Source organism: Streptomyces sp. H39-S7 (assembly GCF_027158205.1).
In the GTDB taxonomy this organism is placed as follows: domain Bacteria; phylum Actinomycetota; class Actinomycetes; order Streptomycetales; family Streptomycetaceae; genus Actinacidiphila.
Genome location: NZ_JAPVLU010000010.1, coordinates 82,220 through 106,060, shown reverse-complemented (window position 1 = coordinate 106,060; position 23,841 = coordinate 82,220). Strand labels below are relative to the sequence as shown.

Genomic DNA, 23,841 nt, shown 5'->3' with positions numbered 1-23,841 from the left:
GACGTACAGGGGCGCTTTTGCGTCTGCGCGCACCGGACCGGGTCAGCCCTCGCCGTGCACGAACCCCAGCACCCCGTTGGCCACCTGCTGAACGGCGATGGCCGAGAGCAGCATCCCGGAGAGCCGGGTCACCAGCACCACACCGCCCTCCTTGATGAGCCGGATGATCGCCAGCGAGTAGCGCATGACCAGCCACAGCACGACGTGCATGGCGGCGATCGCCAGCCACACCGACGCCTGCTGGCCGAAGCCGTGGGCGTTCTGCACCGCCAGGATCACCGTGACGATCGCACCGGGCCCGGCGAGCAGCGGCATCCCCAGCGGTACCAGCGCGACGTTGACGTCCTTGGTCTGGGTCGGCTCGTCCATCTTGCCGGTGAGCAGGTCGAGCGCGATGAGCAGCAGCAGCAGACCGCCGGCGATCCGCAGCGCGGGGACGGAGACGTGCAGGTAGTCCAGGATCTGATGGCCGAACAGGCCGAAGACGGTGATGACGCCGAAGGCGACGGAAGCCGCCTGCCAGGCCATCCGCCGCTGCACCTTGGTGGCGCGCCCGGAGGTCAGTGCGAGGAAGATCGGGGTGATCCCGGGCGGGTCCATGATCACGAAGAGCGTGACGAAGACCGACCCGAAGAGGGTGACGTCGAGCATGTTCAGTGGGGGCTTTCAGAGATGGTCGGTCCGGCAGAACGAACAGGACGCCGGGCGTCGAGGCCCGCCAGAAGGCGGGAAGGGCGTCAGACGGCGCTGATCGGAACGGCGCCGGTCGCCCGGCGCGCGATCTCCCGGTACACCTCGGGGTCGGTGACCCACTCCCCGAGCCGGCAGGTCTTGCGGCTGCCGTGGTAGTCGCTGGAGCCGGTGGCGAGCAGCCCGGTCTCGGCGGCGAAGCCGCGCAGCCGGGCCCGGGTGGCCTCGTCGTGGTCCATGTGGTCCACCTCGATGCCGTCGAGTCCCGCATCCGCCAGCGCGGCTATGACGCTCTCCGGAACGGTCTCGCCGCGCTTGTGGGCGCCCGGGTGCGCGAAGACGGTGACGCCGCCGGCCGCCTTGACCAGGCGTACGGCGTCGAAGGGGTCGAACTCGTGCTTCTCGACGTGCGCGCGGCCGTCGTTGGCCAGCCACCGCTCGGTGAACGCGTCCGAGACGCTGTCCACGACACCGAGGTCGACGAGCGCGGTCGCGATGTGCGGCCGGCCCACGGAGCCGTCACCGGCGATCGCGGCGACCTGCTCCCAGGTGACCGGGACGCCGAGCTCCTGGAGCTTGCCGACCATGGCCCGCGCACGCGGCACCCGGTCGTCACGGACGAGTTCGCGCTCCCGGAACAGCTCGGGCTCCGCGGGGTCGAAGAGGTACGCCAGCATGTGCATGCTGATGCCGTCGACCTTGCAGGAGAGCTCCGCGCCGGTCACCAGCGTCAGTGACGACCCGAGGTTGTACAGCGCCTTCGCGGCCTCGTCATGGCCGCCGACCGTGTCGTGGTCGGTGAGCGCCACGACGTCGAGACCCGCGGCCGCGGCGTTGCGCACCAGCTCGGCGGGGGTGTCCGTACCGTCGGAGGCCGTCGAGTGGGTGTGCAGGTCGATACGCACGGCGGCTCAGCTCCCAACGGCGACAGGTGGTGGACGGCACAGGCTTTCGGAAAATAAGGATAGCGGGCCGGGGAACCTGCGAATCTCAGGAGAGCAGCCGGGGTGACAGGGCGCCGCACGACAGCAGGTCGATCTCCGCCCCCGCGTCCCGCAGATCGGTGAGCACCAGCTCGTCGTACATCATCAACCCGGTCTGCTCGGGCCACACGATCGCCCAGAGCCACAGCCCGAGCGCCTCCCCCGCGAAGACCGCCCGGTCGCCGGGCGCGTCCTTCACGTGCCACAGCGGGCTGGGCCGGCCCGCGGCCAGCACCTTGGTGTGCGGTGACTGGTCCACGCACATCGAAGGGCCGGGATCGGGTCCGGGGATGCCCGCGTAGCGCGCCCCCAGCCCCACGCCCAGCTCCTCGGCGATCAGCAGCAGCTCGCCGGGACCGCCGAGCGGGCCGGGACCGGAGCAGGCCACGGCGGTCGCCCGCCCGCCGCTGCGGTCGTCGCCAGCGGAGGCCACGCCGGAGAAGAGCCAGCCGACCGGCAGCGGCCAGGGCATCCACACCGGCACCTGCGCGCGGTGCACCACCACCCCGAGCGCCTCGACGCTCGGCGGAACCACCGGCTGCAGCGGATACACGGTTCCGTGCACTCCGCACTGCCAGGCATCGGAGAAGAGGCCGGGCGCTCGCACCCGGCCACCGCACTTCGGGCAACTGGGTTCGCCCCTCATAGGGCCCAACGGTCCTCCCGCGACGTGCCCGCGTCAAGGACGATCACCCGTCCGGCGTCGAGAGATCAGCCGGACGAACGGCGGGCACCCCGCGACGGGCGCCCGGGGATCAGTCGGTGAGCGGTACCGACGCCCGCAGCGGGTCGCGCAGGTCCGTGCCGTACTTCAGCCAGCGCTCCTGCAGCGCGGCGCCGCCGTGGACGCGCTTCCAGGCCGCTTCGTTCTGGGTCATGGGGAGCACGGGGAAGAACCGGACCGGGTCCAACGGGTCCTCCAGGGCGAGGTCCTCGATCAGGCCGCCCGACTCCGCGACCAGCACGGCGGAGAACGGCGCGCCGGTCCACAACGGCCCGCCGACGTCCAGCGAGGCGCCGGGCGCCACCACGACACCCTCGACCTGGGGCGAGGCGGCGAGTACCGCGAGCGGTCGCAGCACCTGGTCGACGGGGGCGAGCCCGGACCGTACCGACAGCACCAGTTCGGCGCGCGGGCCGCGCAGCGGGTCGGCGACGGTGGCCAGGGGATCACTCATCGGCTGACGCGACATCCCGAGCGTCGCGTAGCGCAGCACGTCACCGTCGACGAAGCGCAGCACCTCGATGCGGTCGGTGCCGAGGAAGGTCACCGCCGCCCTGCTGTGCCGCTCACCGAACGTCGAGTGCAGTCGCGCCTCGACCAGCTGAAGAAGATCGCCCATACCGCGGAGCATAGGTCCGCCGCGCCCGCGGCAGGTAGGGGAAACGTAGGGAAGCGTATGGAAGAGGCAAAGCCGGGCAGGAGCGCTCCAGGCGCTTGCTAAGGTGGGGCGTTGGCCGCCGTGAAGTCCGGCGTTGCCATGGGTACACGTCATCCCTCAGCGGGGATCGGCCGGAGGAGGTGGGGTTGACATGGATCATAGTCGACCGTGCAGTCCTGCCCGCTCTTCCTTCCGCCGCCTCGCCGGCTGAACCCTCGCGTTCCATACCCGGCACTGTCGCCGGGAAACACGGAAGTCCCAGAGTTCCGACTTCCTCCCTGGATCAACGCCTGCCGCGGGCACCGCGCCGGAAGAGCGCCCTGAACTGCCTTGTGATCACCCTGCCTTGATCAGCATTTCAGTGCGGCCTCCGTGCCGTCGGCCAGTCCGTGAAGGAGCTTGCCATGTCGATGATCCGTGACCTGCGTGCAGTGGTCCGTCCCTCCCTGCGCAAGAGCGCCGTTTCATACGACTACGGCGCGACCCGTACGCCCAGCGCGACGAGCGCGGTCGTGGACTGCGCCGTCTACCGTGACGGCGCCCGCTGCAGCGACCACATCGACCCCGCCGCCGCCCTGGAGAAGGTGCGCAGCGGCAGCCGCAGCGAGGGGTTCGTCTGGATCGGGCTGCACGAGCCCACGGAGCAGGAGTTCGCCGGCATCGCCGAGGTGTTCGGGCTGCACCCGCTGGCCGTCGAGGACGCGGTCCACGCCCACCAGCGCCCCAAGCTGGAGCGCTACGACGACATCCTGTTCACCGTCTTCAAGACCATCAGGTACGTCGAGCACACCGAACTCACCGCGACCAGCGAGGTGGTGGAGAGCGGCGAGGTCATGGTCTTCACCGGCCGGCACTTCGTCATCACCGTCCGGCACGGCGGCCACGGCTCGCTGCGCGCGCTGCGGCACCGGCTGGAGGAGGACCCCGAGCTGCTCGCCAAGGGCCCCTCGGCGGTGCTGCACGCCATCGCCGACCAGGTGGTCGACGACTACCTCGCCGTCACCGAGGCGGTGCAGGACGACATCGACGACGTGGAGATCGACGTGTTCTCCGCCGCGCAGGGCAAGTCCGCGCGCGGTGGCGACGCCGGCCGGATCTACCAGCTCAAGCGCGAGGTGCTGGAGTTCAAGCGGGCGGTCTCGCCGCTGCTGCGGCCGATGCAGCTGCTCAGCGAGCGGCCGATGCGGCTGATCGACCCGGAGATCCAGAAGTACTTCCGTGACGTCGCCGACCACGTGGCGCGCGTCCACGAGCAGGTGGTCGGCTTCGACGACCTGCTCAACTCGATCCTCCAGGCGAACCTGGCGCAGGCGACCGTCGCGCAGAACGAGGACATGCGCAAGATCACCGCATGGGCGGCGATCCTCGCCGTCCCGACGATGATCACCGGCGTGTACGGGATGAACTTCGATCACATGCCGGAGCTGCACTGGAGGTACGGGTACCCCATGGTGCTGTGCGCGACCGTCGCCATCTGTTTCAGCATCCACCGCGGATTCCGGCGCAACGGCTGGCTGTAGCCGGCCCGACGTGGCCTCAGACGCCGGCCGGGCCGGGTGGGGGACGGCGGTCCGCGAGGATGACCAGGGCCAGGCCGGCGAGGATGACGCCCAGGGCCGGGTAGGCCATGGCCGGGGGCGTCTGGCCCAGCCAGAGCGCCGCGATGAGGGCCGCGCCCGGTGTCTCCAGGAGGATCGCCGTCGAGGTGGTGGACGGGCCGAGGCCGTGCACCACCCGGTTCAGCAGCGAGTGGCCCAGCAGTTGCGCGGCGACCGTGAGCGCGACGAGCTGGAGCCACGTCTCCCCGCTGTACCCGCCCAGCGAGGCGCCGGAGACCAGGCACGCCACGAGCAGCGCCGCCGCGGTCGTCGAGTAGCAGATGTAGGTGTACGCGGTGGTGCTGGCGCTCCTGCGGACCTCGGCGCCCAGCAGCACGTACGCGGCCGCCGCCATGCCCGCGCCCAGCGCGAGCGCGTCGCCGCCCAGCGCGCGGGTGTCGGTCGACATGTCGATGCCGGTCAGGATGACGACGCCGACCACAGCCAGCAGCGTGCCCGCCCAGACCAGGCGGGGCGGCCGGTGGCCGCGCATCCGCAGGATGATCGTGGTCCAGATCGGGGTCGTGGTGCACAGCGCGGTCGAGGTGGCGACCGACGTCATCGACAGGCTCGGCAGCCACAGGCCGAAGTGCAGCGCGAGGGTCGCGCCCGCCGCCACCGACAACAGCAGCGAGCGGCGGCCCATCCGGCGCAGTTCGCCGAGGTTGTGGCGGAGCACGAACGGGGTGAGCACCCCTATCGCCATCGCGTTCCGCCAGAACGCGATGGCCAGCGCCGGGGCGGCGGTCGCCGCGATCAGCGGGGCGGAGAACGAGACGCCGGCGATGGCGACGGCCAGCAGCGTGAGGTCCAGCGGCCGGTGCGCGACGGCTGCCGCGGGTGACACGGCGGCAGGCGGGGCGACGGTGCGCGGCTCGGCGGACACGGGTTCTCCTCGGTCGGAAGGGTCATCGACCAGCGTAAGGCCCGTGACAAGAGCATGCTCCTGTCGTCCGACGCTCGGACCGCGCTGGAGGGCCCGCACGGGACGCCGGGAGGGGCCCCGCCCGGAAGGGCTCACCCCATAAGGTGAGCCCCATGACGGAAACCGCCGAACAGACGGCCCTCGTCGAGGAGGCCACCAAGAAGTCCGGCCTGGTCTGGGTCCAGGCCCCGACCGGCCGCCCGCCGCAGGCGGTGTGGCACGCGTGGGTGGACGGCGCGATGTGCGTCGTCGGCGGCGGCCCCGGAGAGCAGCCGCTGGGCGGGCTGGCCGACGGCGGCACCGCGGTCGTGACGGTGCGCAGCAAGGACAAGGGCGGCCGGCTGGTCGCGTGGCCCGCCGCCGTCTCCGTGCTCGCCCCCGACAGCGACGAGTGGACCGCCGCCGTCGAGGAGCTCAAGGGCAAGCGGCTGAACGCGCCGGACGCGGAGACGATGACCGCCCGCTGGGCGCGGGAGTGCCAGGTGCTGCGGCTCGTACCGTCGGGACCGCCGGGCGAGCAGCCCGGCGCCATGCCGGACGGCTCGGGCGCCGCCGGTCCCGTCCCCTCCCCCGCCACGACCCGGCAGCCGATGCCGGAGGCGCTGCCGCGGCTGCTGGCGCGCCGCAAGAAGCGCGCCTGACGGCACGACCCGTACGGACCGGGCGGTGTCAGCCGCCCGAGGTGCCCGTCACGGACTTGCCGTAGTCGACGACATGCGCGGGGTCCGGCGCCGCGAGGGCGAAGTCCTTGCCCCAGTCGGCCATGGTCAGGGTGCCGGAGCCGCCCGCCCGCTCGTACCGCAGCGGGTAGGGGCTGCCTTCGAGCGACACGTCGAGGGTGCCGCCTCCCCCGCCGTCCGCGGCGAGGGCGATGGTGCGGACGCCGTTGACCTTGCGGTGGTCGCCGGTGGACAGCTCGCCGTTGAGCGCGAAGAGCGCGTCGAGCAGCACCTTCTTGTCCGTGAAGCCGCTGAACTGCTGGTAGGCGGAGTCACCGGCCGGCACCTTGACGTACTTGTCCTTCAGCTTCGCCGCGGCGGCCTGGCTGTCCTTGCCGGCCCCGGCGTCGCCGTAGAAGTCGGCGCCCGCCTTCAGGTACAGGTCGGCGCCGACCCGCAGCAGCTGGAACGTGCTGCTCTGCGTCGTGACGTCCCCGACGCCGCCGTTGGCGCGCAGCCGCATGTCGAGCTTGTACGTCTTCCCCTTGCTGACCACGGTGCCGGAGAGCCGTACGGTCGGCGCCGCCGCGGCGGCGTCGCGGGCCCGCTGCTCGATCGTCTTGGGGGGCAGCTTGGCGACCCCGTTCGTTCCCGCGTCCGGATCGCCGCCGCCGCCGCAGCCGGCGAGCGCCAGTCCGGCGCACAGCGCCCCGACGAGGACAGCGGATCGGCGGCCGGGAAACACGTCTTCTCTTCCTCCAGCGGCAGGGGAACGGGGGTGGGGGACCCGAAGCTACCGCAGCGTACAGCTCCCTGCCGAGACCCGGACCGAACCGTTCCGCGCCGGACGGCACCCTCCGGCCTCCCCGTCACCTTCGCGTCGCCCTCGCGCGGAGCGACGCGCACCGGTGCGCGGCAGCGCGGAGCAGCACCGTGCGGCAGCCAAGATCCCGGCGGGTTAGCCTGACAGCGACGAACCGTGACCGGCACGACGCCAGGAGGCACCGCATGGCCGCAGGTGCCCCGCGCGTGTTCATCTCGCACATCTCGGGCGTCGCGGTCTTCGACCCGGGCGGCGACCAGGTCGGCCGGGTCCGGGACCTCGTGGTGATGCTGCGGGTCGGCGGGAAGCCGCCGCGGGTGCTGGGGCTGGTCGTCGAGGTGGTCAGCCGGCGGCGGATCTTCCTGCCGATGACCCGGGTGACGGGCGTCGAGTCCGGGCAGGTGATCACCACCGGCGTCGTGAACATGCGGCGCTTCGAGCAGCGGCCGACCGAGACCCTCGTCCTCGGCGAACTGCTCGACCGACGGGTCAAGATCGTCGCGACCGGCGAGGAGGTGACCGTGCTGGACATCTCGATGGTGCAGCTGCCGGCCCGCCGTGAATGGGAGATCGACAAGGTCTTCGTCCGCCGCGGCAAGGGCGGCGCCCTTCGCCGGCGCGGGGAAACCCTGACCCTGGACTGGTCGGCCGTGACCGGCTTCTCGCTGGAGGAGCACGGGCAGGGCGCCGAGAACCTGCTCGCCACCTTCGAGCGGCTGCGCCCCGCCGACCTCGCGAACGTCCTGCACCACCTGTCGCCCAAGCGCCGCGGCGAGGTCGCCGCCGCCCTGGACGACGACCGGCTCGCCGACGTCCTGGAGGAGCTGCCGGACGACGACCAGGTCGAGATCCTCGGCAAGCTCAAGGAGGAGCGCGCCGCCGACGTCCTGGAGGCGATGGACCCGGACGACGCGGCCGACCTGCTCTCCGAGCTCCCGGAGGTCGACCAGGAGCGCCTGCTGACGCTGATGCAGCCGCAGGACGCGGCCGATGTGCGGCGGCTGCTCTCCTACGAGGAGCGTACGGCCGGCGGTCTGATGACGACCGAGCCCATCGTGCTGCGGCCGGACGCGACGATCGCCGACGCGCTCGCCCGGGTCCGCAACCCGGACCTCTCCCCCGCGCTCGCCGCCCAGGTCTATGTGTGCCGCCCGCCCGACGAGACCCCGACCGGCAAGTACCTGGGCCTGGTGCACTTCCAGCGGCTGCTGCGCGACCCGCCGTTCACCCTCGTCGGCTCCATCGTCGACACCGACCTGCTGCCGCTGCCGCCCGGCACCCCGCTGTCCGCGGTGACCAGCTACCTCGCCACGTACAACCTGATCTCGGCGCCCGTCGTGGACGAGAGCGGATCGCTGCTCGGCGCGGTGACGGTCGACGACGTGCTGGACCATCTGCTGCCCGACGACTGGCGCGAGACCGACCTGCACGGTGCCACGGCCGCCTACCACGTGGGCGACACGCGCGCGGACGAGAGCGGGCCCGACGATGCCCGCTGACGTGGAGCGCGAGCGCGCGAAGTCCTCGGCCGGCTCCGGCAGCCCGCCGCGGCCGCGGGTGCGCCTGGACCAGCCCCGTCCCACCCGGCGGCGGCTGCTGCCGGCCTACGACCCGGAGGAGTTCGGCCGGTTCTCGGAGCGCATCGCGCGCTTCCTGGGCACCGGGCGCTTCATCGTCTGGATGACCGTCCTCATCATCCTGTGGGTGCTGTGGAACATCTTCGCCCCGGACTCGATGCGCTGGGACCGGTACCCGTTCATCTTCCTGACGCTGATGCTCTCGCTCCAGGCGTCGTACGCGGCCCCGCTGATCCTGCTCGCGCAGAACCGGCAGGACGACCGCGACCGCGTCACCCACGAGCAGGACCGCAAGCAGAACGAGCGCAGCATCGCCGACACCGAGTACCTGACGCGGGAGGTGGCGTCGCTGCGGATGAATCTCGGGGAGGTCGCCACCCGCGACTGGATCCGTTCCGAGCTCCAGGATCTGCTGAAGGAGCTCGAGGAGCGGCGTGACGAAGGCGACGGCGGAACAGACCGGTAAGCGCCGTACCATCGACCGTATGGCTACCGACACACACGGATCCGCTCCGACCGCCGACGCCGTGCGCGCGGCGCTCGCGACGGTGAACGACCCGGAGATCCACAAGCCGATCACTGATCTGGGCATGGTCAAATCCGTGGACATCGCGGACGACGGGACCGTGAAGGTCGCCGTCTACCTGACGGTGTCGGGCTGTCCGATGCGCGAGACCATCACCACGAACGTCACCACGGCCGTCGAGGGCGTCCCGGGCGTCACCGGTGTCACCGTCGAACTCGACGTCATGAGCGACGAGCAGCGCAAGGAGCTCGCCGGCGCCCTGCGCGGCGGCACCGCCGAGCGCGAGGTGCCCTTCGCCCAGCCCGGCTCGCTGACCCGGGTCTACGCGGTCGCCTCCGGCAAGGGCGGCGTCGGCAAGTCCTCGGTGACGGTGAACCTGGCGGCGGCGATGGCCGCCGACGGCCTCAAGGTCGGCGTCGTGGACGCGGACATCTACGGCCACTCGGTACCGCGCATGCTCGGGGTCGAGGGCCGGCCGACGCAGGTCGAGAACATGATCATGCCGCCGTCGTCGCACGGCGTGAAGGTCATCTCCATCGGCATGTTCACCCCGGGCAACGCGCCCGTGGTGTGGCGCGGACCGATGCTGCACCGTGCGCTGCAGCAGTTCCTCGCCGACGTGTACTGGGGCGACCTGGACGTCCTGCTGCTGGACCTGCCGCCGGGCACCGGCGACATCGCGATCTCCGTCGCGCAGCTCGTGCCGAACGCCGAGATCCTCGTGGTGACGACGCCTCAGCAGGCGGCGGCCGAGGTCGCGGAGCGCGCCGGTTCCATCGCGGTGCAGACCCACCAGAAGATCGTCGGCGTCGTGGAGAACATGTCCGGGATGCCGTGCCCGCACTGCGACGAGATCGTCGACGTCTTCGGCAGCGGTGGCGGCGAGCGGGTCGCCGAGGGCCTGACCAGGACCACGGGCGCGACGGTGCCGGTGCTGGGCCAGATCCCGATCGACGTGCGGCTGCGCGAGGGCGGCGACGACGGCCGTCCGGTCGTCCTGAGCCACCCGGACTCCGCCGCGGCGCTCGCCCTGAAGTCGATCGCGGGCAAGCTCGGCGGCCGGGCCCGCGGCCTGGCGGGCATGTCACTGGGGATCACCCCGCGCAACAAGTTCTGAGCACATGACGGTGCCCCCGGCCGCAGGGCGGTCGGGGGCACCGTCATGTGCACGCTCAGCCGTCGTACGTCGTGACGTCCTTCACCACGGCCAGCCCCAGGCCGTAGGCGCTCATGCCGCGCCCGTACGCGCCCAGGTGGGCGCCGCGCGCGGAGCCCGCCAGGACCCAGCCGTACTCCGACTCCCGGTAGTGGAACGCGGTGGGCTCGCCGTCCACCGGGAGCGTCAGGGTCGACCAGTGGGGGCCGCCCAGGTCGTCGGCCAGATCCCAGGCGGTCGCGATCTGCTGGTCGAGCCAGTCCTGGCGCAGGGCGCGCTCCATGTGGGTCGGCCAGGTGCAGGACAGCAGGCCTGAGCCCGCCAGCCAGGCCGCGGAGGACACCGAGGTGGCCTCCAGTACGCCGGTGCCGTCCGCGCTGCGGCGGCCGGGACGCCGGGCGACCGTGACGACCACGGCGAAGCGCTGGGCGTCGGGGTCGGTGGTCTCCGCCTTGATGGACGGTTCATCGCCATGCCCTATCGAGCCGTGCTCCACGGTTCCGTCCGCGCTGGTGCCCACCGCGGTGAGCCAGCGGCGTCCGGTGAACGCCTCGTCCAGCCCGTACCACGGGAAGTCGGCCATCAAGTAGCCGTCGACCGCTCGATCCGCTGTGCCGGTCTTCGTCTCCATCGGGGTGGCGCCTCCTCCATGCCCTTTTGGGCGACTCGCCATCTTGCCGGACCGGAGCCGGGCCCGGGGGCCAAAACGGCGCACGGTGATGGCGAACACATGGAGAATAGCCACCCCAAGGGGTGGATCGGGACAAACGGGTTGACTCAGGTCGCGTCGGAATCGAACGGCGGGGGCTCGTCCTTGTCCAGCGCCTCGCGCTTGCGGAGCCGGTCCGGAGTGCTTGTGGGGGCGCTCGCGGCACCCGCGGCACCCGCGGAGGCGGCCGCGGCCGTGGTGTCGGTGCCGTTCACGGCATCGGTGACCTCGGCCATCTCCTTGCGGAAGTCGAATCCGTTGCGCAGGTCCTGGAGACCGAGCTCCTCGTTCTCCAGGATGTTCTTGCGGATGTACGTCTTCGGGTTCAGGTCCTCGAACTCGAAGTCCTTGAACTCGGGGCCCAGCTCCTTGCGGATGTCCTCCTTGGCGCTGTCCGAGAAGGCCCGCACCTTTCGGATGAACGACATCGTGTCCTGGATGACCTTCGGCAGCTTGTCCGGGCCGAAGACGAGCACCGCAAGGATGACGAGCGCGATCATCTCCATCGGGCCTATGTCGAAGAACACCTTGCAGCTCCTTGGGACGTCCACAGCCGGGTGGGCAGGGTCCGGGTCCGCTTACCGTACCCGGCCGCGCGGTCAGCGCGGGAGTGGCTTGGGCCAACAGTACGTCGCCACCAGGTAAAGGGTCAGTCCCCGGTGGCCGAACCCAAGGTCAGCTCGACCGTACGTTCCGATCCGGCACGCAGCAGGGTGAGGGTGAGGCGGTCACCCGGCCGGTGGCTGCGGATCTTGACGATCAGCTCCTCGCCGCGGTGCACCCGCTCCCCGTCGACCGCCGTGATGACGTCGCCGGCCTTGATGCCGGCCCGGTCGCCCGGACCACCGGGGGCCACGGCGGCGGTGTCCGCCTTGCCGCCGACCTGGGCGCCGTCCCCCTCGTAGGCCATGTCGACGCTCACCCCGATCACCGGATGGGTGGCCTTCCCCGTGTTGATCAGTTCCTCGGCGACCCGCTTGGCCTGGTTGGCCGGGATCGCGAAGCCGAGCCCGATGCTGCCGCCCTGGCCGCCCGCCGGGCCGCCGTCGTCGGCCGCCCGGATCGCGCTGTTGATGCCGATCACCTTCCCCTGCCCGTCGACGAGCGGGCCCCCGGAGTTGCCGGGGTTGATCGGTGCGTCGGTCTGCAGCGCGTCCACGTAGCTGACGTCGGTGGCGTCGGTGCTGCCGGCGGCGGTGACGGGCCGGCGGGTGGCGCTGATGATGCCGGCGGTGACGGTGCCCTCGAGGCCGTACGGGGCGCCGATGGCGACGACCGGATCACCGACGCGCACCGAGTCGGAGTTGCCGAAGACGAGCGGCCGCAGTCCCGACACCCCGCTGACCTCGACGACCGCGAGGTCGTAGCCGCTGTCCACGCCGACCACCTTCGCCTTGCTCCGCTGACCGCCGGTGAAGGTGACCTCTATGTCAGCGCCCTTGCCGGCGGAGGCGACGACATGGTTGTTGGTGATGATGTGGCCCTTGGTGTCCAGCACGAACCCGGTGCCGGTGTCCTCGCCCGCGGAGCCCTTCACATGGATGTAGACGACGCCCGGCAGCGTCCGGGCCGCGATCCCCGCGACGCTGTCGCTCGCGCGGTCGGCAATGACCTCGGAGGCCTGGGGCAGCGTCACCGGTTCGCTCGGCTGGGCGCTGTGCCGCTCGGCGTAGACGCCGGCCGCTCCGCCGATCCCGCCGGCGAGCAGCGCGATCAGCGCCGCACCCGCGATCAGCGGGGCCGCCCGGCCGCCACGGGGACGAACCGGCTCGCGGGGAGCGGGTCCGGGGTGGCCGCCGGGCATGCGGTTCTGCAGGTACGGGTCGGGGAACGCCTCGCCCGCGGCGGGTCCTGGCGCCGCCGCACCACTCGCGCCGGGCACCGGGCCGCCCGGGTGACTCCACCACTGCGGCCGGTCGGCCTCATCGCTCATCCTTCGAGCCTGCGGGCGGTGTGCGGATGTCCGCAAGTGCCACGCGGCCGGATGGCGTCAGCCGTACCCGTCAGGAGTGCCCGTGCGGGTCAGCGGTGGGCGGCAGGTCCGGGAGTGGCCGCCGGGGTCGACGGCGCGGCCGATGCGAAAGCGGTGACCGCCAGGGGCGCCGTCAGCTGACGGGTCACCGAGGCCGGGGTCACGCTCGTCAGCGGGGGGTGCCGGAGATAGCGGTCCTGCGCCGAGCTCACCAGGTCGTTCCGCAGCGGCTTGAGGTCGACGACCGGGTCGGCGACGCCGAGCGGGGCGACCGCGGGGCCCTGCTCCTCGGGTCGGGCGCCGCTGTCCATCGCCGCGTCCATCGGGAGCGCTCCGCCGAGCGCGATGGCCGCCATGGAGAACGCGCCGGCCGCCGCGAAGGCGAACCGCCGGCCGCGCGAGGCCGGACCGGGCCCGGACGCGGACCGCTCGACCTCATGGATCCGGAAGCCGCGGGAGCGCACATCGGTCGGTGCGGTGAGGTCGGGTCCCGGGGACAGGAAGGAGAAGTCCTCCGCCGTGCTCTGCCCGAAGACGTCACCACCGCCGAAGAGGCCGCCGTCGAACGGGCCTCTTCCGTCGTCGTCACCACCACCCGGCAGACCCTGGAGCCGGGCCAGCAGGCCTGCGGACAGGGCCGGCGGGGCCGTGGTCGCCACGACCTTCTTCAGCCGGCGCTGTTCATCGGCGGCTGTCTTGCACTGGGGACACGTCACCAGATGCGCGAGCACCCGGTCCCGGGTGTCGTCGGGCAACTCGCCGTCGACGAACGCGGCGAGCCGGTCGCCGAGATGCTGCTCGGCACATGCGACGTGTTGCTGGCCGGTACCGCTACTGCTCACGTTCTCCCGCCCTCCAGGCCCGGTTTCGGAATGGCGGCGGCCAGCGCGCGACCCGGACGGGCCGCGGGGGAACGGTGCTCAAGGGCCTTGCGCAGGTGGGAACGACCGCGGTGGATCCGACTCCGGACCGTGCCGAGCTTCACGCCGAGGGTGGCGGCGATCTCCTCGTACGACAACCCCTCGATGTCACAGAGCACGACCGCGGCACGGAACTCCGGCGCGAGGGTGTCCAGGGCTTGCTGGACGTCCGCGTCGAAGTGCGTGTCGTTGAAGTGCTGTGCGGGGGACGGCTCGCGGCTCGGGAGCCGCTCCGCCGCGTCGTCGCCGAGCGCGTCGAACCTGATTCGCTGACGTCGCCGCACCATGTCCAGGAAGAGATTGGTGGTGATGCGGTGCAGCCAGCCCTCGAAGGTGCCGGGCGTGTACGTGGACAGGGAACGGAAGACACGGACGAAGACCTCTTGGGTAAGATCCTCGGCATCGTGCTGGTTGCCCGTCAGGCGGTACGCCAGGCGGTAGACGCGGGCACTGTGCGTGCTGACGATCTCCTCCCAGGAAGGAGGCGTCCACGCCTGGTTCTCCCCGTCGTTGGCGAACGTCGCGTTGGCGGGTACGTCATTGCGTGAACGGTCAGCAGTGTTGGTCACGGATTTCGGCTGTCCGGAAGACCTGGGAATATGCCAAAGCACGCCCCGATCACCGGCCGCAGCCGCACCTCCCCTGTCGGCTCTGGTGGTCTCCAGTAGAGCCACTACCATATCCACCTCGCCCGTTAGCTCCGGATAAGTGCGCTGTCTCGCCGGGGACCTGGTCCGGACGGCTGCACGGAGGCACTTCCCGCGTACCGCACGTTCTCGGTCCCGCCCTACTAACGCGTAATCTCCTCAACGGGTTCCCGGGCCTGGGGGCACCACCCAGCGGTAGCTGGGGGCGGATACAGTCGCCGGGCGGGCCGCATCACCGACGGGGACAGGGAGAGGGCCATTACCGGCAACCGGCAGGCGAGCTGGGCGTTCGCCGACGCCTTCGTCGCCGAAGACGACGCCCTGATACGAGCCCGGCGCCGCGCCCACGAGTCCGGTCTGCGCCCTGTGTCCCCCGGAACCGGCGCGACACTGCGGCTGCTGGCCGCGGCCTCGGACGCCAAGGCCGTCGTCGAGATCGGCACGGGCACCGGCGTGTCCGGTATCCACCTGCTGCTCGGGATGCGGCCGGACGGAGTGCTGACCACCGTCGATTCGGAACCCGACCGCCAGCAACTGGCCCGCGAGGCCTACCGCGACGCCGGCTTCGCCGCCAACCGCGCCCGGTTCATCCCCGGCCGCGCACTGGAGGTCCTGCCGCGCCTGGCGGACGGCGGCTACGACCTCGTCTTCTGCGACGGGGACCGTCTGGAGTACCTGGACTACCTCGACGAATCGTTGCGCCTACTGCGTCCGGGCGGACTGGTCTGTTTCGAGGGGACCTTCGCCCAGGGCCGCACCCTGGACGCGGCACACCAGGACGCCGAGGCCGTGAGGCTGCGCGAGCTGATGCGCGCGGTCCGGGACAGCCGGGCGTTCGCACCGGTCCTGCTGCCCACCGACGACGGCCTGCTGTGCGCGGTCCGCCGCGGCGAGTAGCCGCCCGGGGCCCGCACCGCCGTCGTGGCGAGCGTCCTGTGAACACGGCAGCGGCCCCGGTTCCTGACCTGGAACGGTCAGGAACCGGGGCCGTGACGTTTATCGGGAACGCGCTCGTGTCAGGCGATGGCCTTCTTCAGCGCGTCGCCGAGGGCATCCGCCTCGTCAGGAGTCAGCTCGACAACAAGCCGTCCGCCGCCCTCGAGCGGAACGCGCATGATGATGCTCCGCCCCTCCTTGGTGACCTCGAGCGGGCCATCACCCGTCCGCGGCTTCATGGCCGCCATGCTCGTTCCCCTTCCTGAAACCAGCTCGGACTCGAACACATTGGTTCTCGACCATTATCCCGCATGTCCCGACCCGATGACCAACATCGGTTCCCATCCGTTCGAGAAACCCCTCCCACAAATCCGGCCAATTCGGTGACGAGCCCGCGATACCCGACCCCCGCGCTCCCGTTCCGTGCCGCATTCGCCCCGTTGAATGTTTGACGTACGTCACATGTTCGCCTGTGGCGATGTCCGGCATGCTGGCCAGGACCGGAGCCGCGACGAAGGGGATCATCCATGTCCGACAGCGTGCTGTACGAGGTGAGCGACGGGCTCGCGACCATCACCTTGAACCGTCCCGACGCCATGAACGCCCTGAACGTCGAGACCAAGGTGGCACTCCGCGAGGCCGTCCGCGGCGCGGCGGCGGACTCCCAGGTCAGGGCGGTTCTGCTGACCGGGACCGGGCGCGCCTTCTGCGTCGGCCAGGACCTCAAGGAGCATGTCGGCCTGCTGATGGAGGACCGCAAGTCCGGCACCGGCGCCACGATGTCGACGGTCCGCGAGCACTACAACCCCATCGTCACCGCCCTCGCGACGATGCCGAAACCGGTGGTGGCGGGGATCAACGGCGTCGCCGCGGGTGCCGGGGCGGGGCTGGCGTTCGCCTCGGACTACCGGGTGGTCGCCGACACCGCGAGTTTCAACACGTCCTTCGCCGGAGTGGCACTGACCGCGGACTCGGGCGCGTCGTGGACCCTCCCCCGGCTGATCGGCCACGGCCGCGCCGCCGAGCTGCTGCTCTTCCCCCGCAAGGTGACCGCCCAGGAGGCCCTGGAGCTCGGAATCGCCAACAAGGTCGTCCCGGCCGCCGAGCTGGCCGCGGAGGCCCTGGCGGTGGCACGGAGCCTCGCGGCGGGGCCGACGGTGGCGTACGCGGCGATCAAGGCGTCGCTGGCCTACGGGACGGACCACTCGCTCCTGGAGACGCTGGAAAAGGAGGACGAGCTCCAGACGGTCGCGGGCGCGTCCGAGGACCACCGGATCGCCGTGGAGGCGTTCCTCAAGAAGGAGTCCCCGCGCTACCTGGGCCGCTGACCGCCCCAGGTCCGCCGGCGCCCGTCCTGACGTGGCAGTCGGCCAGGTGGTCGTCGACCAGGCCGCAGGCCTGCATCATCGCGTAGGCCGTGGTCGGCCCGACGAAACGGAAACCGGCCTTCTTGAGGTCCTTGGCGAGCGCCACCGACTCGGGCGTGGTCGCCGGCACGTCGTCGAGCGTGCGCGGCACCGGCCGGCCCGCCGGGTCCGGCGCGTGGGACCAGATCAGCTCGTCGAGGCCGCCGGCGCCCAGGCCGGCGGCCACGTGGGCGTTGGCGAGGCACGCGTCGATCTTGGCGCGGTTGCGGATGATGCCGGGATCGGCGAGCAGCCGGGCCCGGTCCTCCCCGGTGAACTCCGCGACCGCCTTGACGGAGAAGTCCGCGAAGGCGGCGCGGAAGTTCTCGCGGCGGCGCAGGATCGTGATCCAGGAGAGCCCGGACTGGAACGCCTCCAGGCACAGCCGCTCGTAGAGCGCGTCGTCGCCGTGCACCGGGCGGCCCCACTCGCCGTCGTGGTACTCCACGTACTCCGGCGCCGACAGCCCCCACGGGCAGCGCGCCAGGCCGTCGTCGCCGGTGATCGCCGAGCGCTCACTCATGGGGGTGGTCCTCCGGCTGCTCCTTGTGCAGCGAGGGCGGCGCGTCCGGGCGCAGGGGCGGCTGGTCCAGGACCGACAGCGAGAGCGGCGGGTCCAGCAGCGACGGCGTGGCCAGGGCGGTCGCCTGGGCGCCGGCCAGGGTGGCCTCCAGGTCCGCGATGCGCGCGTCCCGCTCGGCGAGCTCCGCCGCGAGGCGGTCGAGTACCTCGTCCGCGTCGAGCATGCGGTAGCCGCGCATGGCCACCGGCAGCCGCAGCGCGTCGATGTCGGAGCGGACCAGCGGGCGGTCGGCGGGCAGCCGGTCGTCGATCCGGTCCGGATCCGCGTCGCGGAGCGTCCCGCCGTCGCCGAGTACGGCCAGTGCCACTGCGGCGACGACCGCGACCAGCGCGATGAGCATGAACCAGAACAAGACCGTCTCCCGGGGGCGCGCGATGTGTTTGCACGATGGTGCCATGTCCGGCCCGCGCCGGGCCCTCCCGCCGGCGGCCCGCGGGCTCCTTGCGGCTATCGTCGCCGGCAGGCGACCTACAGGGAGGCACACGCAGATGCTGCGGCTGGGCGGGCGGGAGTTCGGCGACGACGAGCTCCTCATCATGGCGATCGTGAACCGGACACCCGATTCGTTCTACGACCAGGGCGCCACGTTCACCGATGAACCGGCCCTGCTGCGCGTGGAGCGGGCGGTGTCCGAGGGCGCCGCGATCATCGACATCGGCGGCGTCAAGGCCGGGCCCGGCGAGGACGTCTCCGCCGAGGAGGAGATCCGCCGTACGGTCGCCTTCGTCGCCGAGGTGCGGCGGCGGCACCCGGACGTCGTGATCAGCGTCGACACCTGGCGGCACGAGGTGGGCGAGGCGGTCTGCGCGGTCGGCGCGGATCTGCTGAACGACGCCTGGGGCGGCGTCGACCCGAAGCTGGCCGAGGTGGCCGCCCGCCACGACGTCGGGCTGGTCTGCACCCACGCGGGCGGCGCCGAGCCGCGCACCCGCCCGCACCGGGCGGGGTACGAGGACGTCATGGCGGACATCCTGCGGGTCACCGTGGGCCTCGCGGAGCGGGCCGTCGCGCTCGGGGTGCGGCGCGACGCCGTCCTCATCGACCCCGGTCACGACTTCGGCAAGAACACCCGGCACTCGCTGGAGGCGACCCGTCGGCTCCCGGAGATGACGGAGACCGGGTGGCCGGTGCTGGTGTCGCTCTCCAACAAGGACTTCGTGGGCGAGACGCTCGACCGCCCGGTCAGGGAGCGGCTGATCGGGACACTGGCGACCACCGCGGTGTCGGCCTGGCTCGGCGCCCGCGTGTACCGCGTCCACGAGGTCGCCGAGACCCGCCAGGTCCTCGACATGGTGGCCTCCATCGCGGGCCACCGCCCGCCCGCGGTCGCCCGCCGCGGGCTGGCGTAGGGCCGGTCCGAGACCGGGCTCAGCCCTGGCTCTCCTTCGTCACCAGGGCCACGGCCTCGCCGATGTCGTCGGTCAGGTGGAACAGGTCGAGGTCGGCCGCCGAGGCCTTGCCGCCCTCGATGAGCGTGCCGCGGACCCAGTCGACGAGGCCGCTCCAGTACGCGGTGCCGAACAGGACGATCGGGAACCGGGTGACCTTCTTCGTCTGGACGAGGGTGATCGCCTCGAACAGCTCGTCCAGGGTGCCGAATCCGCCGGGGAGCACGACGAACCCGCGCGCGTACTTCACGAACATCGTCTTGCGCACGAAGAAGTAGCGGAAGTTCACGCCGATGTCGACATAGGGGTTGAGGCCCTGCTCGAAGGGGAGCTCGATGCCGAGCCCGACGGACACCCCGCCCGCCTCGCCCGCGCCCTTGTTGGCGGCTTCCATCGCGCCGGGGCCGCCACCGGTGATCACCGCGAAGCCGGCCTCGGCAAGCGCCCGGCCGATCTCGAGGCCCGCCGCGTACTCCACGGAGTCCACGGGGGTGCGGGCGGAGCCGAACACACTGACGGCGGGGCCGAGTTCCGCCAGGGTGCCGAACCCCTCGACGAACTCGGACTGGATGCGCATGACCCGCCAGGGATCGCCGTGCACCCATTCCGCGGGGTCGCGGCTGTCCAGCAGCCGCTGGTCGGTGGTGCCGGCCTGTACCTGGCCGCGCCGCCTGACCACCGGTCCGGTGTGCCGCTCCGGCCAGCCCTGTCCCTGCGGAGAAGAGCGCTCGGCCGCCTCGTTGGCCGCCGCTGCCGCCTCCTGCGCGTTGCCCGTGTCCCTGCGTGCGGTACTCATGCGAGCAGCGTACGACGCATCACGGTGCGTCAGGGCTGGCCAGCGGCACAACGCGCGGCGCCTCCAGATGGCTGCTCACCCACGTGAGCGCTTCAGGGACCATCCGCCCCCACGTCTTCCAGTTGTGGCCACCGGTGTCCAGCAGCATGGGGGTGACCGTCGTCGGCGTGTGGACCGCGTGCCCGAGCCAGTCGGCGAACCGCGGCGGGCTCTCGGGGTCCTGCGTGCTCGATCCCACCAGGAGGTCCACGTTCGGCTGGGTGTTGTGCGCCAGCCACAGCGGCGAGCGGGGGCCCTCGGCGGGGTTGTCGGGGGCCAGCGCGGCGCCCGCCACGTACCGCTTGGGGTAGTCCAGGGTGAGCCGCGCGGCGCAGTAGCCGCCGGTCGATATGCCCATCACCGCCCAGCCGCTCGGGGCGGGCAGCGTACGGAAGTTGTGCGCGACCACGTCGGGGACGTCCTGGGCGAGCCAGGTGCCGCCCTTGCCCCGGTTCGGCGCGTCGGTGCAGCCGGCCTTGGCGCCCTTCGGCGTGATCGTCGGCAGCACGAGGATGGCGGGCTCGGCCTTGCCCTCGGCGATCTGGCGCTCCATGATCTGGCCGAGCCGCATCGCGCGCAGGAAGCTGCGCGGGCTGCCGGGCAGGCCGTGCAGCACCACGATCACCGGGAAGCGGGTGTTCGCGTACTCCTTCTTGTCGTACTGCGGCGGCGTCCAGACCATGACGTCCCCCGACGCGCCGGACTTCGAGCCGTGCACGTCCGCCTTGCGGAACCCCTGCGCGTACGCGTCGAACTTCACCGTCAGCTGCGCCGGTCCCGGCGGCGGCGCCTTGTGCTTCGCGTTGGTGTTCATGCTGCCGCTGCCGCCGCCCAGCAGGTCGTCCCAGGAGGCGTAGAAGCCGTACTGGTTGTTCACCCCGGCCATCACCACGAAGACGGCCGTCAGCTGGCACACCACGATCATCCCGACGCGGGCGGGCAGCCGGATCAGCCGGGGGCCGGGCACGCGTCCCCAGAGCAGCACGGCCCCCGCCACGGCCGCCACGGCCGCGACGATGAGCACCACGAAGAACAGCGGACTGGTCAGTCCCATGGAACGGCCTTCTTTCCCCCCGCACGATCGGTCATCCGATCACACCATGGCGGGAACATCACGCCGATTACGGCCCGCGCGGTTCCCGTGGGCCCCCGCCCCCGGCCGGGCCGTCAGGCGGTGAGCCAGGCCCGCAGCCGCTCCTCGGCCTCCAGGACGGCGGCCACCGACACGTTCTCCTCGCGGGTGTGGGCCAGCTTGGGATTGCCGGGGCCGTAGTTCACCGCCGGGATGCCCAGCGCGGAGAAGCGGGCCACGTCGGTCCAGGATTCCTTGCCGAAGGGCTCGGTTCCGATGGCCGCGACGAACGCGGCGGCGGCCGGCTGGGAGAGACCGGGCAGCGCGCCGGGCGCGCTGTCGGTGGGCACGACCTCGAATCCCTCGAAGACCTCGTTGACGTGCGCGAGCGCCTCGGCCTCGGTCTGATCGGGCGAGAACCGGTAGTTGACGATCACCGCGCACGTGTCGGGAATCACATTCCCGGCGTGCCCGCCCTCGATCATCACCGCGTTCAGGCCCTCGGGGTAGACCAGCCCGTCGATGACGACCCGGCGGGGCTCGTACGCCGCCAGCCGGGCGAGGATCGGCGCGGCCTTGTGGATGGCGTTCTCACCGAGCCAGCTGCGCGCGGAGTGCGCCCGGCGGCCGGTGGTCTGCACCCTGACCCGCAGGGTGCCCTGGCAGCCGCCGTGCACCTGGGCGTCGGTGGGCTCCAGGAGCACCGCGAAGTCGCCGGCCAGCCACTCGGGGTGCTTCTCCACGAGCCGCTTGAGGCCGTTGAACTGGGCGGCGATCTCCTCGGCGTCGTAGAAGACGAAGGTGAGGTCGCGGTTGGGCTCCGGCAGGGTCGCGGCGAGGCGCAACTGGACGGCGAGGCCGGACTTCATGTCGGTGGTGCCGCAGCCCCACAGCAGTCCGTCGGCGTCGAGCCGGGAGGGCAGGTTGTCCGCGATCGGCACCGTGTCCAGGTGCCCGGCGAGCACCACCCGCTCGGCGCGGCCCAGGTGGGTCCGCGCCACCACCGCGTCCCCGTCCCGGTCCACGGTCAGGTGCGGAAGGGCGCGCAGCGCCTCGTCCACGATGTCGGCCAGCGCCTTCTCGGCGAGGCTGACGGAGGGGATGTCCACGAGCTGCGCCGTGACGGCGGCGGCATCCTGGCTGAGGTCGAGCGGGCTTGCGGTCATGGCCCCGACCCTACCGGCGGTACCGCCGCCGGCCCGCGACGTGTGCGCGTCCGGTGCAGACGTTCGAGGCTCCGGAGCGGTGTTTGGGTACGGTGGGCGTCATGTCCGAGCCCTCGCCGACCCCGGAGCGGCACCCTCGCCGGCACGGCCGCCGACTCCGGCTGGCCGTCGCGGGCCTCGTCCTGCTCGGGATCGCCGGGTACGGCGCCTACTACGTCGTCGAGAACCGCGCGCAGCACGCCGGGTGCACGGTCGAGGCGGACGGCAACACCCTGGACCTCGAACCGCAGCAAGCGGCGAACGCCTCGACGATCGCCGCGGTCGCGACGTCCAGGAGCCTGCCGGAGCGGGCGCTGACGATAGCGCTGGCCACGTCGATGCAGGAGTCGATGCTCCGCAATCTCGATCACGGCGACCGGGATTCGCTCGGCCTGTTCCAGCAGCGGCCCTCGCAGGGCTGGGGCACCCCGCAGCAGATCATGGACCCGGTGCACGCCACGAACGAGTTCTTCGACGGGCTGGTGAAGATCGAGGGCTACTCGCGGCTGCCGCTGACCGTGGCCGCCCAGCGGGTGCAGAAGAGCGGCTTCCCCCAGGCGTACGCGAAGCACGAGACGGACGCGGCCCTGCTGACCTCGGCGCTGACCGGCCGGCAGCCCGGCGCGCTCAACTGCACCCGGGCCTCGGGCGAGGCCGTCGCGACGGGCGACACCGCGCAGGTCCGCAAGCAGCTGGCCCGCGAGTTCGGACCGCAGGTCGCCCCGCGCCCGGCCGAGGGCAGGGCCGGCGGCGGCACGGCGCGCGAGCGGACCGTCCAGGTGCCGTCGGCCCCTGCCGGGGGCACGGCGGAGGGGGACGGGAAGCGCCGCGGCTGGGAGTTGGCGCAGTGGGCGGTGGCGCACTCCACCGACCTGAAGGTCGAGAAGGTCTCGTTCCAGGACAAGCAGTGGCGCGCGGCCGATTCCGGCAAGGGCTGGCAGAAGTCCGACACCAGTGCGGCCGAGCGGGCCGACGGAGACGTGCGGATCACGGTCGCGCAATAGTGCGGCGCGTCACCCGCAGGGGCATGGCCACCGCGCCGAACCCCGAGGGCGGGCAATTCCCTCGACCGGTCGCCAATTCCCTTGCCGCGCCCGCGATGTGACGTTTCTTCACCCGTTCTCGACGTGACCGGAATGGCCGCTTTTGCCGGAGCACTATTATGCGACGCATTACCAACTCTTTACCTCGAACGACCGCAACTTTCGGGCTCCTGGAGCGGTAGTCAGCACGTCCGCCAGCGGACAGGCCCCCTCCCCCCTCCGTAAAAGGAGCACTATGTCCCTCCCCCTTTCGCGTCGGATCGCCCGTGCCGCCCTCCTGATCGGCGCGGCCGCGGCTCCCCTGCTGGGCGCCGGCGCCGCTTCGGCCGCCGGGCTGCCGCAGACGGCTGACCTGGGTGGACTGACCAACCTTGACGGCGCGAGCCTCGGCAACGCCCTCGACGGCGCCTCCCAGCAGGCCAGCGGCGCGGCCACCGAGGCCGGCAGCAAGACCGTGCGGACGGCCGTCCCGGCCGCGGGCAGGACCGTCGGCGGCACCGGCAGGACCGCTGCCCCGGCCGCCCAGAAGGTCACGGGCGACGCCGCGGGCTCCACCGGCGACCTCCTCGGCTCGACCGCCAAGTCCGTGGGCGACGCCGGCCTGCCCGGCGCCGAGACCCTCCCGGTCTCCAGCCTGCCCGGCGGCCCCTCGCTCCCGTCGACGAGCGCCCTCCCGGTCAGCTCCCTCCCGACGAACGCGCTGCCGACCAGCGGACTGCCGCTCAACGGCCTGCCCATCGGCTGATCACGGCGCCGGCATGGGAAGGGCCCCGGGGAGCGCGCGCTCCCCGGGGCCCTTCCCGCTG

27 protein-coding genes are annotated in these 23,841 nt (G+C 72.0%); 10 read left to right on the top strand and 17 right to left on the bottom strand.

Annotated elements, in window-relative coordinates:
* Positions 1 to 42: 42 nt before the first annotated feature.
* From O3X23_RS11925 to O3X23_RS11910, 4 genes are all read right to left on the bottom strand, one after another.
* The gene (locus O3X23_RS11925; protein WP_250977586.1) at positions 43 to 651 is read right to left on the bottom strand and encodes a MarC family protein; all 609 of its coding nucleotides are present in this window, start codon (positions 649 to 651) and stop codon (positions 43 to 45) included.
* An 86-nt stretch (positions 652 to 737) separates the two neighbouring features.
* Positions 738 to 1,595 (bottom strand): PHP domain-containing protein, encoded by an 858-nt coding sequence (locus O3X23_RS11920; RefSeq protein ID WP_269271274.1) that lies wholly within the window; start codon positions 1,593 to 1,595, stop codon positions 738 to 740.
* Between the two features lie 85 nt (positions 1,596 to 1,680).
* Positions 1,681 to 2,319, bottom strand: coding sequence for a DUF6758 family protein (locus O3X23_RS11915; protein WP_269271273.1), 639 nt, complete (start codon positions 2,317 to 2,319; stop codon positions 1,681 to 1,683).
* Between the two features lie 109 nt (positions 2,320 to 2,428).
* Positions 2,429 to 3,016 (bottom strand): suppressor of fused domain protein, encoded by a 588-nt coding sequence (locus O3X23_RS11910; protein ID WP_269271272.1) that lies wholly within the window; start codon positions 3,014 to 3,016, stop codon positions 2,429 to 2,431.
* A gap of 443 nt (positions 3,017 to 3,459) precedes the next feature.
* Between O3X23_RS11910 and O3X23_RS11905 the strand changes: the two genes are divergently transcribed.
* Positions 3,460 to 4,575: a magnesium and cobalt transport protein CorA gene (locus O3X23_RS11905; RefSeq protein ID WP_269271271.1), complete on the top strand. Its 1,116-nt coding sequence runs from the start codon at positions 3,460 to 3,462 to the stop codon at positions 4,573 to 4,575.
* 16 nt (positions 4,576 to 4,591) lie between these two features.
* Here the strand turns inward: O3X23_RS11905 and O3X23_RS11900 are convergent, their stop codons facing one another.
* The gene (locus tag O3X23_RS11900; RefSeq protein WP_443047828.1) at positions 4,592 to 5,539 is read right to left on the bottom strand and encodes a DMT family transporter; all 948 of its coding nucleotides are present in this window, start codon (positions 5,537 to 5,539) and stop codon (positions 4,592 to 4,594) included.
* Positions 5,540 to 5,691: 152 nt separating this feature from the next.
* Here O3X23_RS11900 and O3X23_RS11895 point away from each other — a divergent pair, with 152 nt between their 5' ends.
* Positions 5,692 to 6,219: a hypothetical protein gene (locus O3X23_RS11895; protein WP_269271270.1), complete on the top strand. Its 528-nt coding sequence runs from the start codon at positions 5,692 to 5,694 to the stop codon at positions 6,217 to 6,219.
* Positions 6,220 to 6,247: 28 nt separating this feature from the next.
* On the opposite strand, the gene O3X23_RS11890 is transcribed toward O3X23_RS11895, so the two are convergent.
* Complete coding sequence (locus O3X23_RS11890) at positions 6,248 to 6,982, bottom strand: hypothetical protein (protein WP_269271269.1); 735 nt, start codon at positions 6,980 to 6,982, stop codon at positions 6,248 to 6,250.
* Between the two features lie 263 nt (positions 6,983 to 7,245).
* Here O3X23_RS11890 and O3X23_RS11885 point away from each other — a divergent pair, with 263 nt between their 5' ends.
* The 3 genes from O3X23_RS11885 to O3X23_RS11875 are packed head-to-tail and all read left to right on the top strand — an operon-like array spanning position 7,246 to position 10,280.
* Positions 7,246 to 8,559, top strand: a complete 1,314-nt coding sequence (locus O3X23_RS11885; protein ID WP_269271268.1) for a magnesium transporter MgtE N-terminal domain-containing protein — start codon at positions 7,246 to 7,248, stop codon at positions 8,557 to 8,559.
* Complete coding sequence (locus O3X23_RS11880) at positions 8,549 to 9,103, top strand: DUF1003 domain-containing protein (protein ID WP_269271267.1); 555 nt, start codon at positions 8,549 to 8,551, stop codon at positions 9,101 to 9,103. Before O3X23_RS11885 ends, O3X23_RS11880 begins: the two co-directional genes overlap by 11 nt.
* A gap of 19 nt (positions 9,104 to 9,122) precedes the next feature.
* Positions 9,123 to 10,280, top strand: a complete 1,158-nt coding sequence (locus tag O3X23_RS11875; protein WP_269271266.1) for an Mrp/NBP35 family ATP-binding protein — start codon at positions 9,123 to 9,125, stop codon at positions 10,278 to 10,280.
* A 55-nt stretch (positions 10,281 to 10,335) separates the two neighbouring features.
* On the opposite strand, the gene O3X23_RS11870 is transcribed toward O3X23_RS11875, so the two are convergent.
* From O3X23_RS11870 to sigE, 5 genes are all read right to left on the bottom strand, one after another.
* Positions 10,336 to 10,950 carry a hypothetical protein gene (locus O3X23_RS11870; protein ID WP_269271265.1) on the bottom strand — a complete coding sequence of 205 codons (615 nt, stop codon included), beginning with the start codon at positions 10,948 to 10,950 and terminating at the stop codon, positions 10,336 to 10,338.
* A gap of 146 nt (positions 10,951 to 11,096) precedes the next feature.
* Positions 11,097 to 11,555, bottom strand: coding sequence for a sec-independent translocase (locus O3X23_RS11865; RefSeq protein ID WP_269271264.1), 459 nt, complete (start codon positions 11,553 to 11,555; stop codon positions 11,097 to 11,099).
* Positions 11,556 to 11,677: 122 nt separating this feature from the next.
* Positions 11,678 to 12,961 carry a S1C family serine protease gene (locus O3X23_RS11860; RefSeq protein ID WP_331283903.1) on the bottom strand — a complete coding sequence of 428 codons (1,284 nt, stop codon included), beginning with the start codon at positions 12,959 to 12,961 and terminating at the stop codon, positions 11,678 to 11,680.
* Between the two features lie 89 nt (positions 12,962 to 13,050).
* Positions 13,051 to 13,842, bottom strand: a complete 792-nt coding sequence (locus O3X23_RS11855) for a zf-HC2 domain-containing protein (protein ID WP_269271262.1) — start codon at positions 13,840 to 13,842, stop codon at positions 13,051 to 13,053.
* Complete coding sequence (sigE, locus tag O3X23_RS11850; protein WP_269271261.1) at positions 13,839 to 14,600, bottom strand: RNA polymerase sigma factor SigE; 762 nt, start codon at positions 14,598 to 14,600, stop codon at positions 13,839 to 13,841. Before sigE ends, O3X23_RS11855 begins: the two co-directional genes overlap by 4 nt.
* A gap of 198 nt (positions 14,601 to 14,798) precedes the next feature.
* On the opposite strand from sigE, the gene O3X23_RS11845 reads away from it, so the two are divergent.
* Positions 14,799 to 15,464: an O-methyltransferase gene (locus O3X23_RS11845; protein WP_269271373.1), complete on the top strand. Its 666-nt coding sequence runs from the start codon at positions 14,799 to 14,801 to the stop codon at positions 15,462 to 15,464.
* Positions 15,465 to 15,583: 119 nt separating this feature from the next.
* On the opposite strand, the gene O3X23_RS11840 is transcribed toward O3X23_RS11845, so the two are convergent.
* On the bottom strand, positions 15,584 to 15,751 hold the full coding sequence (locus O3X23_RS11840; protein ID WP_069464762.1) for a DUF3117 domain-containing protein: 168 nt from the start codon (positions 15,749 to 15,751) through the stop codon (positions 15,584 to 15,586).
* Positions 15,752 to 16,030: 279 nt separating this feature from the next.
* On the opposite strand from O3X23_RS11840, the gene O3X23_RS11835 reads away from it, so the two are divergent.
* Entirely contained in the window at positions 16,031 to 16,831 is an 801-nt protein-coding gene (locus O3X23_RS11835; protein ID WP_269271260.1) for an enoyl-CoA hydratase/isomerase family protein, read from the top strand.
* Here O3X23_RS11835 and O3X23_RS11830 read toward each other — a convergent pair.
* Positions 16,797 to 17,432 (bottom strand): DNA-3-methyladenine glycosylase I, encoded by a 636-nt coding sequence (locus O3X23_RS11830; RefSeq protein WP_269271259.1) that lies wholly within the window; start codon positions 17,430 to 17,432, stop codon positions 16,797 to 16,799. The genes O3X23_RS11835 and O3X23_RS11830 overlap by 35 nt on opposite strands.
* Complete coding sequence (locus O3X23_RS11825; RefSeq protein ID WP_269271258.1) at positions 17,425 to 17,844, bottom strand: cell division protein DivIVA; 420 nt, start codon at positions 17,842 to 17,844, stop codon at positions 17,425 to 17,427. Before O3X23_RS11825 ends, O3X23_RS11830 begins: the two co-directional genes overlap by 8 nt.
* A 136-nt stretch (positions 17,845 to 17,980) precedes the next feature.
* On the opposite strand from O3X23_RS11825, the gene folP reads away from it, so the two are divergent.
* Positions 17,981 to 18,841: a dihydropteroate synthase gene (gene folP, locus O3X23_RS11820; protein ID WP_269271257.1), complete on the top strand. Its 861-nt coding sequence runs from the start codon at positions 17,981 to 17,983 to the stop codon at positions 18,839 to 18,841.
* A gap of 19 nt (positions 18,842 to 18,860) precedes the next feature.
* On the opposite strand, the gene O3X23_RS11815 is transcribed toward folP, so the two are convergent.
* The 3 genes from O3X23_RS11815 to dapE all read right to left on the bottom strand — a co-directional run bounded on the left by O3X23_RS11815 (position 18,861) and on the right by dapE (position 21,953).
* Positions 18,861 to 19,676, bottom strand: a complete 816-nt coding sequence (locus O3X23_RS11815) for a TIGR00730 family Rossman fold protein (RefSeq protein WP_269271255.1) — start codon at positions 19,674 to 19,676, stop codon at positions 18,861 to 18,863.
* 19 nt (positions 19,677 to 19,695) lie between these two features.
* Positions 19,696 to 20,769 carry an alpha/beta hydrolase gene (locus tag O3X23_RS11810; protein ID WP_269271254.1) on the bottom strand — a complete coding sequence of 358 codons (1,074 nt, stop codon included), beginning with the start codon at positions 20,767 to 20,769 and terminating at the stop codon, positions 19,696 to 19,698.
* Positions 20,770 to 20,882: 113 nt separating this feature from the next.
* Positions 20,883 to 21,953 carry a succinyl-diaminopimelate desuccinylase gene (gene dapE / locus O3X23_RS11805; RefSeq protein WP_269271253.1) on the bottom strand — a complete coding sequence of 357 codons (1,071 nt, stop codon included), beginning with the start codon at positions 21,951 to 21,953 and terminating at the stop codon, positions 20,883 to 20,885.
* A gap of 101 nt (positions 21,954 to 22,054) precedes the next feature.
* Between dapE and O3X23_RS11800 the strand changes: the two genes are divergently transcribed.
* Both O3X23_RS11800 and O3X23_RS11795 read left to right on the top strand, forming a co-directional pair.
* Complete coding sequence (locus O3X23_RS11800; RefSeq protein ID WP_269271252.1) at positions 22,055 to 22,996, top strand: heavy metal transporter; 942 nt, start codon at positions 22,055 to 22,057, stop codon at positions 22,994 to 22,996.
* A 274-nt stretch (positions 22,997 to 23,270) separates the two neighbouring features.
* On the top strand, positions 23,271 to 23,780 hold the full coding sequence (locus O3X23_RS11795; protein ID WP_269271251.1) for an ATP-binding protein: 510 nt from the start codon (positions 23,271 to 23,273) through the stop codon (positions 23,778 to 23,780).
* Positions 23,781 to 23,841: the final 61 nt, after the last annotated feature.

Bases quoted from the DNA above. Each gene is read 5' to 3' on its own strand.
- sigE (WP_269271261.1), bottom strand. From the start codon at position 14,600: ATGGTAGTGGCTCTACTGGAGACCACCAGAGCCGACAGGGGAGGTGCG.
- O3X23_RS11815 (WP_269271255.1), bottom strand. From the start codon at position 19,676: ATGAGTACCGCACGCAGGGACACGGGCAACGCGCAGGAGGCGGCAGCG.
- O3X23_RS11860 (WP_331283903.1), bottom strand. From the start codon at position 12,961: ATGAGCGATGAGGCCGACCGGCCGCAGTGGTGGAGTCACCCGGGCGGC.
- O3X23_RS11800 (WP_269271252.1), top strand. From the start codon at position 22,055: ATGTCCGAGCCCTCGCCGACCCCGGAGCGGCACCCTCGCCGGCACGGC.
- O3X23_RS11870 (WP_269271265.1), bottom strand. From the start codon at position 10,950: ATGGAGACGAAGACCGGCACAGCGGATCGAGCGGTCGACGGCTACTTG.
- O3X23_RS11905 (WP_269271271.1), top strand. From the start codon at position 3,460: ATGTCGATGATCCGTGACCTGCGTGCAGTGGTCCGTCCCTCCCTGCGC.
- O3X23_RS11830 (WP_269271259.1), bottom strand. From the start codon at position 17,432: ATGAGTGAGCGCTCGGCGATCACCGGCGACGACGGCCTGGCGCGCTGC.
- O3X23_RS11840 (WP_069464762.1), bottom strand. From the start codon at position 15,751: ATGGCGGCCATGAAGCCGCGGACGGGTGATGGCCCGCTCGAGGTCACC.
- O3X23_RS11915 (WP_269271273.1), bottom strand. From the start codon at position 2,319: ATGAGGGGCGAACCCAGTTGCCCGAAGTGCGGTGGCCGGGTGCGAGCG.
- folP (WP_269271257.1), top strand. From the start codon at position 17,981: ATGCTGCGGCTGGGCGGGCGGGAGTTCGGCGACGACGAGCTCCTCATC.
- O3X23_RS11810 (WP_269271254.1), bottom strand. From the start codon at position 20,769: ATGGGACTGACCAGTCCGCTGTTCTTCGTGGTGCTCATCGTCGCGGCC.
- O3X23_RS11895 (WP_269271270.1), top strand. From the start codon at position 5,692: ATGACGGAAACCGCCGAACAGACGGCCCTCGTCGAGGAGGCCACCAAG.
- O3X23_RS11875 (WP_269271266.1), top strand. From the start codon at position 9,123: ATGGCTACCGACACACACGGATCCGCTCCGACCGCCGACGCCGTGCGC.
- O3X23_RS11880 (WP_269271267.1), top strand. From the start codon at position 8,549: ATGCCCGCTGACGTGGAGCGCGAGCGCGCGAAGTCCTCGGCCGGCTCC.
- O3X23_RS11910 (WP_269271272.1), bottom strand. From the start codon at position 3,016: ATGGGCGATCTTCTTCAGCTGGTCGAGGCGCGACTGCACTCGACGTTC.
- O3X23_RS11835 (WP_269271260.1), top strand. From the start codon at position 16,031: ATGTCCGACAGCGTGCTGTACGAGGTGAGCGACGGGCTCGCGACCATC.
- O3X23_RS11795 (WP_269271251.1), top strand. From the start codon at position 23,271: ATGTCCCTCCCCCTTTCGCGTCGGATCGCCCGTGCCGCCCTCCTGATC.
- dapE (WP_269271253.1), bottom strand. From the start codon at position 21,953: ATGACCGCAAGCCCGCTCGACCTCAGCCAGGATGCCGCCGCCGTCACG.
- O3X23_RS11925 (WP_250977586.1), bottom strand. From the start codon at position 651: ATGCTCGACGTCACCCTCTTCGGGTCGGTCTTCGTCACGCTCTTCGTG.
- O3X23_RS11885 (WP_269271268.1), top strand. From the start codon at position 7,246: ATGGCCGCAGGTGCCCCGCGCGTGTTCATCTCGCACATCTCGGGCGTC.